Origin of the sequence: Saccharopolyspora antiqui (assembly GCF_052246905.1) — a bacterium.
Classification (GTDB): domain Bacteria; phylum Actinomycetota; class Actinomycetes; order Mycobacteriales; family Pseudonocardiaceae; genus Saccharopolyspora.
Genome location: NZ_JBQQBO010000001.1, coordinates 383,517 through 396,784 on the forward strand (window position 1 = coordinate 383,517; position 13,268 = coordinate 396,784).

Below are 13,268 nucleotides of genomic sequence, written 5' to 3' on the forward strand. Positions count from 1 at the left end.
CGGCCCCGGAGGGCTTCGGCACGGAGGAGGAAAGGCGGACAAACGCTAGTTTCGCCAGATGGACGGCAGGAGAATCGCCGTTGATCGCCCGATGTACCAACGGGATAGCTGCGGGGGCGGCGCAGCCGCGGCGCTATTCGAACCGCACGTCGGCGAAATCGATCGACACCATCAACGCGTCGAAGTCGGGACGGCCCGTGTCGTCGCGCAGGTAGGCTCGCCGCTTGGTCGGCAGGCGGATGCCGTCGGCCTCGACGTAGTCGTGCACGTACTGCGCGGCGGAACCGCCGCCGACCAGTTCGCCCTGGTAGTCGTGGCGGCGCAGCAGGAAATCCGCGCCGAAGTAGAGATCCTGCACCGCGCTGTGGCTCACCACCTCCGGCGGGAACGTCGCGCGCAGGCAGCGCCAGGTCTCGCCGTCGGCTTCGAGCGGATCGGCCTCGACCACCGAGAACCCCGGCATGGCCAGCAGGAACGGAGAGGTCAGATACGTCCACACGGCGTAGCCGTTGAAGAACGCCCGGTGCAGCGGATCCCACGAGGTGCCCGAGCCGTGCCCGGCGAACGAGGACGCCGGATCGAGGCGTTCGGCGACGACCCGCCCGTCCAGCTTCTCGATCGCCACCCGATGCGGGCTGAAGCTGGTCCGCTGGTCCGGGGCGCCGAACGGCTGGACCGAGGCCCACTGCCGGTGCAGAGCGACGGTCATCCGCCGGGGCGCCGGATCCTGCGGCTGGCCTTTCTTCCCGAACAGCTGACCACCGGTGACGATCGACGCGCGCACCGACGACAGCTCGTGCCACCGACGCACACCACCGTGCGCGGCGAGAACCGCATCCAGCAGATCGGTCATCCCGGTCTCCCTCGGTCCGAGCAGGCGTTCCACCAGCATCAAGTCGCGGCGGCCGCCCGCACTGTCAGTCTTTGTATGCAACTTACCAGTTCAACGACGTGGTTATGGGATACCCGGGGACGTTCTTCCAGCACGACACCCCAGCTGGCGTCGGCCAGCCGGGGTGTCGGCGCATCAGTTCGTCAGCGGCACGGGAGACGCGGTCGTCAGGGCGCGCCGCAGCGGTAGCTGGCGGCCGCATCGGGGTCACCGTGTCCGAGATACCTGGAGACCCGCGGGTAGCGGCACAGGTCGCGGGTGGTGGTCTTGCCCGTGGTGTCGGTGACGGCGGCGGGCAGGGTGTCCGGCGCCTGCTCGTGTTCGACCCAGTTCACCAGCGCACCGAGCGCGTCGGTGGGCACCGGACCGCTGCCGCCACCGCAGTGCGCGACGCCCGGCGCCAGGAACAGCCGGTAGAAGCTGTCGACCCGGTTGGTGCCGCCCATGGCCTGCGTCACCCGCTGGCGGTAGTCGATCGTGCCCTGCGGCGGGATCAGCGTATCGGCGAGGCCATGCCAGCTGATCATCTTCCCGCCCGCCTTCCGAAACGCGGAGAGGTCCGGATCGTCGGTGCCGATGATGCCGTTGTACTCCTGCTGGGACTGCTGGAAGAGCTCGGTGAACCGGCGGTAGGTGATGGTGGCGGTGTCGAACTCGGGCTGCCGCTCCAGGAAGGTCTGGACCCAGTTCTTGGCGATCGGGAAACCGGGTGCCGACATGGTTCCGTCCGGAGCGGTGACGGTGGCGGCCAGTCCGCCGAAATCCGCCCCCTTGGGCAGTCCGTACCACAGCGGCTGGGGTCCGTCCCAGATCTTGCGGACCACGTCGGCGTCCGCCGCCGAGATGGTCACCTGCTCGCCGTCGCAGACGATCGTCTTGCCGATGAGCTGGCGCGGGTCGTAGTCGCAGGTCTGCGGTTGGCCGATGATGCCGTCGGCGACGCCGTCGCGAGCGTCGCAGGCCTGCACGGCCGCGTCCTTGAACGCGGCGAACTCGCAGGCGGTGGGAAAGTTGTGTTCCTGGTTCATCACCACCTGCGGCCACAGCGTGGCGACCGCGAACCGATCCCAGTTGATGGCGGGCGCGTAGGCGAGGATGCCGTCGAAATCGTCGGGATAGCGCTGGGCCGCCAGATAACCCTGCCGCCCGCCCGTTGAACACCCGTTCCAGTACGAGTAGGCAGCTGGACGGCCGTAGAACTTGGCGGTCACCTCCTTGCCGACGACCGCCAGGTCGTGCTGCGACCGGGAGGCGAAGTTCTGCAGCAGCGGGAGGTTGACCTGCCCGTCCGGGGTCAACGCCCACGCACTGGTGTCGAGGAACGACAAGGTGACACCCGCGTCGGTGGACGCCGCGGCATAGCCGTTGCGCACCGCGGCGACCAGGGACGCTCCGAAATCGCCAGCCGCGTAGCCGCTGCCGCCGACCGCCTGGAAACGGCCCGTCCAACCGGTTTCCGGCAGCAGGATCTTGACGCGCGCGTGGTCGTTGGCGCCGGGATGGTTGAGGGTGACCGTGATGTCGCAGTACGCCGGGACGCCGGTGATGGGCGGCGGCGGTGCGGGCGCGGGCGGCTGGACCGGGAACGTCACGGTGCCGCCTTCCTGCCGGATGGCCGTCACCGACTCCACGTCGGCGCCGGGCGGGGCGGAGACCGACATGGCCGAACACGCCCGAGGTGCGGAACTCGCGGAACTCACCGCGGCGCAGGCCGACAGCGGCAGCAGCACGGGCAGCAGCGAAAACGCTGCGATGAACTTGAGAACACGTCTCATAATTGTCCTATTTGGATGGTCAGGCCGCTTGCGGTGCAGCCCGCCCGAGTGGCGGATGTGGTTTCCGGCAGTGGCTGCCCGGTGGAGGTCAGCGCCGGATGACTTCCCTCGCGAGGAACTACTCGACGCCGCAGCGCCGGGTTCAACAGGTCGATCCGATTACGGCGGTCCAGCGGGCTGGTGCATGCTGCGTTGGCGGGCTCATGAACCGATCGTGATGCCGCCGGAGGACCGCAAACATGTACTCCTGATCCCAGGATCCGCCACGCGGCATGCGAGCTGGATCGCGGCATCGGCAGATGCACGGATCCGGCCAGCCCTCGTCGCCGATGCCGGGACGCGGCTGGCGGAACACCGCTGGCCAGGGGTTCACCAACGATCCGGAGGAGAGTGGACACCGTGGACCGGGCACGGCTCGCCGACTTCCTGCGCTCCCGACGGGAGGCGCTGCAACCCGAAGACGTCGGGCTGCCCCGCGGCGGACGGCGCCGGACGGCCGGGCTGCGCCGCGAAGAAGTCGCCGTGCTGTCCGATATGTCCATCGATTACTACATCAGGCTCGAACAGCGACGCGGGCCGCACCCGTCGGAGCAGATGCTCGCCGCGCTCGCCCGCGGTCTGCGCCTCTCCCTCGAAGAGCGCGACCACCTGTTCCGCCTGGCTGGTTACGCCAACCCGCTGCGCGCCGCGCGCACCGAGCACATCAACCCGGGGATGATGCGCATCTTCGACGGTCTCGAAGGCGCAGCCGCCCAGGTCGTGACCTACCTCGGGGAGACCTTGCGGCAGACCCGGCTGTCGGTGGCGCTGCTGGGCGACGAGACCGCCTACACGGGGTTCGCGCGCAGCCTGCACTACCGGTGGTTCACCGACCCGGCGGCGCGGTCGATCTACCCCGAGGAGGACCACCCCAGCTACACCAGGCTGATCGTGGCGAACCTGCACCGCATGTACACGCACGACGGCAAGGAATCCCGCGCGGCCGGGATCGTCGACGCCCTGCTCACCAAGAGCCCGGAATTCGCCGCGATCTGGCGCGAGCACCCGGTCACCGACGCGTACTGCCCGCCGAAACGCATCCAGCACCCGCGGCTCGGCCTGCTCGAACTGCACTGCCAAACCCTGATCGACCCCGACCAGTCCCAACTGCTGGTGGTCTACACCGCGTCGCCGGGTAGCGAGAGCCACGAGAAACTCCAACTGCTGTCCGTCGTCGCCGACCAGCGCGAACCCAGGCGGTGACGTACACCGACAGCGTCACCCGACGGTCGCCGAGCTGCTCACCGGCTACTAACGTGGCTGCCGTGCCGCACCGGTCCACGCCACAACCACCGTCTCGCCACCAACCGCTCCCAGGCTCGGCACCGGGCCAGCGAATGCGAGTGGCGCGATGCTGAACAGGAGAGCGTTCTCCCGCGTCTTCGCCGCCGCGTCGGCTTCGGCCGTCACCGGCTGTTCGACGACTCCCGCCGCGGCGCCGTCCTCCGCCAGCACGACGGACCCACCTGCTCTCGGCCCGCTCAAACACGTTCGGACCGATGTGCTGGATGTCGCCTACTACGAGGCCGGGCCAGCCGACGGCGAGGTCGTGACTCTCTGGCACGGATGGCCCTATTCCATCGACTGCTACCGCGACGTGGTTCCCGAACTCGTCGAGCGCGGATTCCGCGTGATCGTCCCCTATCTGCGCGGAAACGGCCCGACGCGGTTCTTGCGCGCGGACACCGTCCGATCTGGACAGCAGGCCGCGCTGGGTCAGGACGTCATCGCTCTGCTGGACGCACTGCACATCCCCCGGGCCGTTTTCGCCGGATACGACTGGGGCGGTCGCGGCTGCTGCGTCGCGGCCGCGCTGTGGCCGCAGCGGTGCGCCGGTCTCGTATCGGTGAACAGCTACCTGATCCAGAACCTCGACGCCGCACTGACACCGGATCCTCCGGCCGTCGAATCCGCCCACTGGTACTTCTTCTACTTCCTCAGCGAGCGCGGCCGAACCGGACTGGCCAACGACCCCGAGGAAATCGCCCGGGTCGTCTGGACCAGGAACTCGCCGACCTGGCATTTCACCGAGGGCGACCTCGACCGCGCGGCGGATGCCTTCGACAACCCCGACTACGTCGACGTCGTACTGCACTCCTACCGACACCGCCTGCTGGCCGCACCTGGTGATCCCGGCTACGACCACTTGGAGGCGCGGCTGCTGGCGCAACCGCCGATCACCGTTGCGGCCGTCACCCTCGACGGCCTGGCCGACGGGAGCGTGCCCGCCACCGACGGCACCGCTTCGGCGAAGTACTTCACCGGACCGCGCGTGCACCACCAGATCCCGGGGGTCGGGCACAACCTTCCGCAAGAAAACCCGCGAGCATTCGCCGCAGCCGTTGTCGAGGTGACCGCACTCCGATGAGACCGCAGCCGAAAAATCCACTGATCCGCTGGCTGGCCAAAGGCGCCGTGGTCACCACGGGCGTGGTGATCGCCGCAGCCTGTTCCGCACCGGCCCCGCACCCCGCCAGCCCGCCCGGCGCCAGCCCCGCAGCGGCGAGCGAGTCGAGTTGGCCACCGGCGCCGGTGGTGCCGCTGCCGTCCCAACCAGCCCCCTTTCTCGTGGTGGACACACCCCTGCCCGACCAGCTGGCGATGGGCTTGGCCGTGATCCGCTACCGCGCCGAGAACCTGCGCATCGTCGCGGTCTACGGCCCGAACGCGCTCGACGTCTCGCCGCGGATCGGCCACATCCACGTCACCGTCGACGGCGCGGCCTGGCACTGGGCGGACGGCAGCGGCGAACCGCTCATCATCCAGGGCCTGCCACCCGGCCCGCACCAGGTCTTGATCGAACTCGCCGATCCCACGCACCGGATCATGGACCGCAAGACCGTCGATTTCGTCATCCCACCGCGCGACGGCAATCCCCACTGATTTTCCGAAAAACCCTAACCCGGAAGAGGAAAGACCCGCATGTCTGAAACCACCTACACCGCGGTCGTAACGTCCACCGGAGAGGGCCGCAACGGCGGCCGCGCCATTTCCGACGACAGCCAGCTCGACGTCCAGCTCGGCATTCCGAAGGCGTTGGGTGGCGCGGGCGCGGGCACCAACCCGGAGCAGCTCTTCGCCGCTGGGTGGGCGTCCTGCTTCGCCGGTGCGGTCAAGCGCGTCGCGGCCGGGAAGAAGGTCGCCCTGCACGACCTCGCGGTCATCGCGGAGGTCACCCTGCACCACGACATCGACGCCGACGAGTTCCACCTGAGTGCCGCCTTGCACTTGGAGCTGACCGGGATCGACCAGCAGACCGCGGACGAGCTCGTCGCTGGCGCGCACCAGGTCTGCCCCTACTCGAAGGCCACCCGGGACAACATCCCGGTCGTCCTGGACGCCACCGTCGCCTGAACCCGGCTCAACCCCCTCGACGCCGCCCCGGTGTCGAGGGGCGAAGGACTTCGCCGAACGTTCACGGAAGCGGCTGAGCCGCGAAAAATTTTGGCGCACAACGAATTCGTTGCGCCGTTCGGTTAGCGATTCGCGGTTCCAGCGCGTCGCCGCCGGACCGCGTTGATCGCGCTGTCGAGCGCGACGAAAGCCACCAGGCTGATGCCGAGCACCGCCAGCACCCAACTCAGCGCGACGGCGGTCAGCAGGACGAGAGCCACGGCCTGGCGCGACAACTGCCGCCACACCGGGGGCGGCAGGGAGGCCCACTTCCCCCGGTACGGGTTGTGCACCCACCACATGCGATAGCCCAGTCCGATCAGGACGAGGAGCCCGATCGCCAGCACCGCCAAGAGGAGTTGGTTGGCCAGTCCGAAAAGGGTGCCGGTGTGGAACTCCGCGCTCAACGTGGTCAGCTTCGCCGCCAAGGAGTAGTCCTCCCAGCCGATCCGCTCGGTCACCTGTGCGGTGTAGGGGTCGATCGCGATGCTGTCCCGCTGGATGGGTAGCCCCACCGAGCGTTCCGCGATGGTGAACACGCCGCCGTCACCGTTGGGTGGAGTGACGATCACCTCACCACCGAGTCCCGCGGCCCTGGCCACGGCCAGCGCGTGGTCGATGCCGATCCGCGCGGGGTTCGCCGCCGCTGGAAACGTCGGCGATGCCAGCAGAACCGGGGACGACCCCAATGGGATCGAGGGCAGCTCTGGTGGAATCGAGGGCAGCAGCGGTGGAATCGTCGGCAGCAGTGATGGGCGTTCCGGCTCTCGCGAAGGAGTCTCCGGCGTCGTCGGTTCCGGCGGGGTCGTGCCGGGTACCGTCGTGGTTTCCGGCACCGACGGCGGCGCTTCCGGCACGCTCGGCGGCGCTTCCGGTTTCGCAGCGGAACTTTCCGGGACTCCCGCTACTACCTCCGGTGTTGACCGCGGGGTTTCCGGTAGCAGCGGCGGCGTTACCGGAGGCGGGACTTCCGGCATCGCCGACGGACTCGTCGGTACCCGCACCGGTGCCGCGGTGAGCGTCGGCGCCCGGAAGTGCAACGGGTTGGCCGCCTGATCCGACCTACCGCCCGCGTACTGGGAAATGGTCAGGCCGGTGGTGCCGAGGATGAGCAAGCCGACGGCCAACCACAGCCCGAGCGGTCCGTGGACGCCGCGCAGCCGTGCCCATCGCTCGGTGGCTCCGCGCTGCGTCGGCACGAGCAGCTCACGCCACGTCACGCGCTTCCGGCGACGCGGCTGGGCGAGCCACAGCACCAGGCCGCCGAGGATGATGAGCGGCAGCCAGCTCGCGGCCAGCTCCGCGTACAGCCGACCCGGCTCGCCCAGGTGCAGGTTGCTGTGCAGCTTGCGCAGCCAGACATTGGCGGGCAGCAGATCGCCGACCGTGGTCAGTTCGCCGTTGATGTAGTTCGTGTACGGGTCGACGAACACCGTCCTGCCCTCCGCGCCGTCGCCGGTGCCCCGCAGGCCCGGGACCGACAGCACGACCTGGGTGGTCCGGTCCGGCCCGGACGGCGTGCTGACCGACCGCAGCGCGCCTTCCGGGTGCGCCACCAGCGCCGCCCGCACTTGCTCCGACACCGGCCTCGGAGAGCCGTTGGGCTCGTTCGCGTACAGCTGGGAGTGGTACAGGTCTTCGTGGATCTGCGGGCTGACCGCGTAGACGAGTCCCGTCAGGCACAACACCACCAGGAACGGTGCGACCACGATCCCGGCCAGGAAATGCACCCGACGAGCGAGCAGCCGGACGGCCGTGGCCGCGCTGCTGCGGGGCTGCTTCGCCCTGACTGCGCCGCCGGGCGGGCGGGTTTGCCGATCGGTACCGGGCGAGGACACGGCATCTCCTTGGGGATGTCGAGCAGGCGGGCTGGGGCTGGGTACGACGTCAGGCAACGCCGACCACGCCGTAGAAGGTCTGCTGCTTCCCGTCGGCCGACTGGGCCGTCAGCGCTAGCTCCCACTGGCCGCTGCTCGGCAGGTGCACCGAACCGGCCGAGTAACCCGCTGCCACCTTCCGGAGCGAGACCGGCACCGGCTTGTCGGACTGCGTCGGCGGGTTGAACACCGCGGTGATCGTCAGGTCGTCCTTGACCTCGCCCGCCGGGTCGAACGCCGAGACGTGCAGCTCCCTCTCCCCGGCCGCCGTCGGAACCACGATCAGGTCAAACGAGCCCTGCCCGTCCCGTCCTCCGGTGTCGAACGCCAGCCGGGCAGGCGGTGCCTGTTGCCGGTCGGTGACCGGTTCGGCCTGTGCGATGCGGCTGGGCTGCCCGATGCCGAGCATCGTCGTCGCGGCCACGATCGCCGCGGCAATTCCCGCTTGGACCAGCACCATTCTGCGCAATCGGCTCGGCAATCCGGCGGTCGCGGCACGCTTGGCGCGGCGTTGTTTCGCTGCGCCAACGGTTTCCGGTCCGAGCGGGCGCCCCATCCACCAGCGTCCGACCAGCCCGATCCAGGCGAGCACCAGGACGAGCGCGATCTTCGCGACCCAAAGCCAGTCCGCAGGGGTGCTCATCGTGGTGAATCCGCCGACTTGCTGCCAGATCTGGTAAGCGCCAGTGGCCATGAGCACACCCGTGCACACCAGCGCGGCGCGTGCGAACCGCGTCCCGATGGCGCGGAGGTCGGCGACCACGTCCTTGCGCCGCAGCACCGCGGCGAACATCACCAGCCCGCCAGCCAACACCGCCGCAGCGGTGAGATGGACGGAGTCGACGACGACCGAAAGCGGCACCAACGGCCCCACCGCGCTGTGGCTGGCGAAGCTCCACGTGGCCGCCAACGCCGCCGCGCAGCCCAGGACCGAACCGCCGCCCAGCGAGCGCGAGCGCGCCGTCTGCGCGGGCGCGCTGGACATGAACTGCGCGAGACCGATCCCGACCAAGGCGAGCACGGCGAACCGGGCGAGCAGCGTGGCGCCCATCTCGGACTGCAACGTGCCCACCAGGAGTCCGAAGTGGATGGATTCGGTCAGCGGTGCGTCGGCCGCGTAGGGCCCATAAGTCACCGCGACCGCGAGCGTGGCCGCGAAAAGCCCGAACCACGAGTACGCGACGAGCCGACGAGCAGCTGTGCTGTCAACAGCATTCGGCCAGACGATCGCGACGAACGCCACCGTGCCGACGAGCAGCGACAACGCGGCGAGCCCGCCGAACTGGGCCACCGCGTAGCAGATCGTCGCGACCGCGCTCGGCCCGGCGCCGAGTTGTGGGGCATCCGGCACCGGGCTGCGGGATGCCAGGTCGAAGGTGAACGTTCCGCCAACCGAGCCGAGCTGGTTGGTCGGCACGCGCCACGCCACGTGGTACGTACCGGCGTACTTCTGCTTCGGGATCGGCACCGAGATCGTGTCCGCGCGGCCGTCCGGGTGGGTGGGCCGACCCGGGTCGAACTGCCGGTCGTAGGGGTCGGTCATGCGTACCGTGGCCAGCCCCGCTGGAACCGGCCGGTCGAACCTCAGCAGCAGGTCGTCCGGCCGAGCCGTCGCGCCAGCGCTCGGGGAAGTCGACCGCAGCACGGGAACATCGGTGGACACCGGCGCTGCCACTGCCAGCAGCACCCCCCAGCAGGCCAGCACCAGCAGCACCCACGCGATCGTCCCTCCGGTGACGGCCGACCTGCGGGTGCCCGTTCTCCCGGTTCGGGGGCGTTGTTCAACGAGCGTCATCGGTCAACCACCTCCACGGCCTTCGGGGACGCCACGTCATCCGGTTCGCTCGTCGGCAGGGCTTCCGCTTCTGGTGCGGGTGTTGGGCGTCGACGCCGGTACACCCAAAGTCCGACGAGCGCGACGACCGCGGCGCCGCACGCGAGAGCACCCAGGCCGCTGTTGGTGTCGTCCCCCGTCTCCCCGGCCTGGGGCCGATCCGCTGGTCCTGGTGGCGGGGCGCCCAGGTCAGCGGCCACCGGCGGAGGCGGAGCACCGGGCGCGGCTCCCGAGTCGATGACGATCACCGGAGCACCGGGGGTGGTCCGTCCGCCGTCGTTGGTCCAGCGTTCGACGGCACCGTTGCTGAAGGTTTGCGTCGCCTCGAACACCATTCGACCACCGGTCGGCAGCGGACCCATCGTGATGAGGAAGGGTTCGAATTGGCGGGGTCCGACAGATCCACCTGTCAGGACGATCGAACCGACGACCTCGTCGATCACCCGATCGCCCACCCTGACCGGCGGATCCAGCGGACGGGGTGTGATGGTGGCCGTCCAGCCCTCGACCGGGACGACCTCGACGAACGCGATGGGAACGTCGCGGGGAAAAACGAGTTCCAGCCGGTTGCTCGTGGTATCCGACCGCTCGTTGGCCAGCCGGAAGGCGAAAGTCTCGGTACCGCCGCCCCTGGCGGTGTCGGGCACGATGGAGACCCGGGCCGCGGCGGATGGGGCCGAGCCGAGCGTGGTCATCAGCACCGCCACGAGCAGCCCGGCCAAGCGGGTGGGGAAGCAATTCGGACGATGAGCCATGGGATCTCCCGGGATGTCGCAGCCCGGGACCGGGCGAGGAAAACCCGGCCCCAGGCGCGATTTCACCTGCTGTCGTCAGATGGTTCGAGGCAGCTGAGTTGTTGCGGAATCAACTCAGCCGATCGGGTTCAGCTGCTGCGGAGTCAGCTTTTCCCGCCATCCAGCAGGAATCTGTTGCGACCAACCGTTGTAGACCAGCGGAATCGGCAACACACCTTGTCCGCCCATCCCGGCCTGCCCGGTGAGGGTGTCCTCCATCTTGGTGTCCGCAGTGGGTTCGAGCACCAACTGACCGGCGATGGTGGCATCCGAGATGTTGCCGTCACCGTTGGGATCGACGTCGATCACCTGCGCCGCGTCGGAGAACTTGTTCGACACGTAGGCGTAGTAGCCGCCGCCCTGCTTGGCACCGAAGTTGATGCCGTGGCAGCCAGCGTTGCACCCGAGTTCCTTGACCACCGTGTCGGTCTTCGGGTCGATGACCGAGATCGTGGCGCTGAAGGTGTTGGCAGCCAGCAGTGCCTTGCCGTCCGGACTCACCGGGAGCTGGATGGTGAGGCCACCCCACGGCTTGTCCCCGTCACGCCCCGAGACCGGGTCGTAGTTCTCCCACAGGTCGATGCTGGCGTTGTGGACCTTCTTGCCGTCCTGCACGCAAGCGTCCTCCGCGAGGGAGACGCAGGAAATGCTCGCACCGAGGAAGTCCGCCATGTAGAACTTCGACTGATCCGGCGTCATCCCGGTGGCGATCGGCAGCTCGCCGGTCGGTTCCTTGCGGTACGTTCCCGTCGCGTTGTCGATCACGCTGGCGTCGTAGGGATTGACGTTCGGTGTGACGGTGGTCTTCCCATCCCCGCTGAGCCAAAACGCGTGCGGATGCTGCGGCGGCTCGTTGGAGGGTCCGACCGGGATCCGCCGGTCGATCTTCGTGGCACCCGGCGAGAGTTCCACGACGTCCGTCCCACCGTTGATGGCGACCTGGACCTGGTCGGTATCGGTGCGGGTCATCACGTGGGAGGGATCCGGTCCGACCTCGATCGTGCGCAGATGTTCACCGGTGGCCCGATCGAAGACGGACAGCTCGTCGTCGAACCATTCCGTCTGGTACAGGTACTTGTAGTCCCGGTCCGTCCACATGTTGTGCGGGTTGTTCATGTTGATGCTCGAACCGGAGATCTTGCGGTCGATCGTCCAGTTCTCGACATTGATCTTCGTGGGCGCACCGACCTTGCTCTTGCCCGCGTACTCCTCCATCTGGGTGTCTATCCAAACTTCCCCCACACCAGGTGTTTTCGGTGGGGTCAGCTGGTCCAACGTCCTGGGGTACTCGAACTTCTTGTCGTAGTAGGCATCCAGGTTGGGCACCAGCAGCGGGTTCCCCTGCTCGTCGTACTGCAGGATCGGTGCTGGCGGGAACACCGGGTTCCACTCCGTCGGTTGGCTGTTGCTGAAGTGCTGCCAGTTGTCCGGCACGGTGGCCGTGAAGAAGATCCGGACCAGCTGCTGGATGACGTCCGCGCTCGACGGAACGGCCAGGTCCCGCGAGTTGACCTGGAGCTTCTTGCCGAAGTCCAGGCCGATGGTCAGCGGGTCGTCGACCACGGTCGCACCGAGCATGTACGGGTGGATCGTGCACGCCCAGGCGTACAGACCCGGCTCGGTCAGCTGAGTTGAATCCTCCCCTGCGAAGGCGCCCATCTGCTCGAAGAAAGGTGCCCCCTCCGGCCAGATCAACGAGGTGATGTCGTGCAACGACTCGTTGTCCGGCTGGGCGATCGCGAAGTTCGCGGTGATGGCTGGGCCCTTTTCCGCGAACATCGCCAGATCGTTCAGCGCCCGCTGGAGGTCGAGACCGACCGGCAGGCTGTTCAGGTTGATCGGCGCGTCGACCGGGAGGTTCGCCACCTCGGCCTGGAACTGGTTCAGCAGCCCCGCGGCCTGGGCGGCGTACGGCCGTGCCTCCGGTTCGGCGGCGGCGAGCGACTGCACCGCTGCCAGGGTGCTGTCCAGGTTGAGCGCATCGGCCAGGCTGGCCCCGGTCTGGCCCAGTGTCGGCGCCGACCTCGTCGGATCCTGCACCAGACCGGTGAGCGAGTCCACCAGGTTGACGTTCATCAGCCCGGCGGACTGGGCCGTGGCCTGGCTGCCCAGGGCGCCCCCGTCCGGCAAGCTGGGGACGATCCCGCCGTCCAGGGCCGACGTGCCGACCCGCGGCAACTCCGCGACCGCGAGCGACTTGCCGCCGAAGAGTTCGAGTCCGGAGTCGAACCAGTTGCCGTTGCTGTCGTTGAGGGTGAAGGTGATCGGCACCGGACCGACGCCGACCGGCAGGGCGGCCACCGGCGTCGCGGCGACCACCGTCGAGACGGTGGCCACTGCGACGCCTACCGAGACCACCGTGGTGAGGCGGAATCGTCGGCGCCCCGGGGGAGCGTTTGAGGACATGTGATTCCCTTCTGTATCCGTGCGATCTCCAGATCGCCAGCGGATGTTGCACTTCGGAAGGCGTCACGCACCGGCGGGACTTCCCCCGAACCAGCCGTGGTTCCGACCCGCCTCGAAGTGCGCCGCACAACAACGCTGCCCCGAAACGGATTAAGGTCGAACTCCGCGGCCATCCCTGGCACAACACGCGAATTCCGACGTCAGCGGTCGGCTACCAACGGCACCGTCCGAACAAGTCGAACGCAAAAATTAGAACAT

10 protein-coding genes are annotated in these 13,268 nt (G+C 68.5%); 4 read left to right on the forward strand and 6 right to left on the reverse strand.

The features are described from left to right. Positions 1-133: 133 nt before the first annotated feature. Both ACTWQN_RS01770 and ACTWQN_RS01775 read right to left on the reverse strand, forming a co-directional pair. A complete protein-coding gene (locus tag ACTWQN_RS01770; RefSeq protein ID WP_443201506.1) occupies positions 134-853 on the reverse strand; it encodes a hypothetical protein in 720 nt (239 codons plus the stop codon). A gap of 206 nt (positions 854-1,059) precedes the next feature. After that, entirely contained in the window at positions 1,060-2,667 is a 1,608-nt protein-coding gene (locus tag ACTWQN_RS01775) for a tannase/feruloyl esterase family alpha/beta hydrolase (protein ID WP_443201507.1), read from the reverse strand. Between the two features lie 399 nt (positions 2,668-3,066). Here ACTWQN_RS01775 and ACTWQN_RS01780 point away from each other — a divergent pair, with 399 nt between their 5' ends. From ACTWQN_RS01780 to ACTWQN_RS01795, 4 genes are all read left to right on the forward strand, one after another. After that, positions 3,067-3,909, forward strand: a complete 843-nt coding sequence (locus ACTWQN_RS01780) for a helix-turn-helix transcriptional regulator (RefSeq protein WP_443201508.1) — start codon at positions 3,067-3,069, stop codon at positions 3,907-3,909. Positions 3,910-4,057: 148 nt separating this feature from the next. Then, complete coding sequence (locus ACTWQN_RS01785) at positions 4,058-5,074, forward strand: alpha/beta fold hydrolase (protein ID WP_443201509.1); 1,017 nt, start codon at positions 4,058-4,060, stop codon at positions 5,072-5,074. Next, on the forward strand, positions 5,071-5,589 hold the full coding sequence (locus ACTWQN_RS01790; protein WP_443201510.1) for a DUF6130 family protein: 519 nt from the start codon (positions 5,071-5,073) through the stop codon (positions 5,587-5,589). Before ACTWQN_RS01785 ends, ACTWQN_RS01790 begins: the two co-directional genes overlap by 4 nt. 39 nt (positions 5,590-5,628) lie before the next feature. Continuing rightward, the gene (locus ACTWQN_RS01795; RefSeq protein WP_443201511.1) at positions 5,629-6,060 is read left to right on the forward strand and encodes an organic hydroperoxide resistance protein; all 432 of its coding nucleotides are present in this window, start codon (positions 5,629-5,631) and stop codon (positions 6,058-6,060) included. 122 nt (positions 6,061-6,182) lie between these two features. On the opposite strand, the gene ACTWQN_RS01800 is transcribed toward ACTWQN_RS01795, so the two are convergent. From ACTWQN_RS01800 to ACTWQN_RS01815, 4 genes are all read right to left on the reverse strand, one after another. Beyond that, entirely contained in the window at positions 6,183-7,937 is a 1,755-nt protein-coding gene (locus ACTWQN_RS01800) for a PepSY-associated TM helix domain-containing protein (RefSeq protein ID WP_443201512.1), read from the reverse strand. 49 nt (positions 7,938-7,986) lie between these two features. Continuing rightward, entirely contained in the window at positions 7,987-9,771 is a 1,785-nt protein-coding gene (locus ACTWQN_RS01805) for a copper resistance CopC/CopD family protein (protein WP_443201513.1), read from the reverse strand. Further along, positions 9,768-10,565 (reverse strand): DUF1775 domain-containing protein, encoded by a 798-nt coding sequence (locus ACTWQN_RS01810; protein ID WP_443201514.1) that lies wholly within the window; start codon positions 10,563-10,565, stop codon positions 9,768-9,770. The genes ACTWQN_RS01805 and ACTWQN_RS01810 overlap by 4 nt, the downstream gene beginning before the upstream one ends. A gap of 114 nt (positions 10,566-10,679) precedes the next feature. Further along, entirely contained in the window at positions 10,680-12,941 is a 2,262-nt protein-coding gene (locus tag ACTWQN_RS01815) for a copper oxidase (RefSeq protein WP_443201515.1), read from the reverse strand. Positions 12,942-13,268 lie beyond the last annotated feature (327 nt).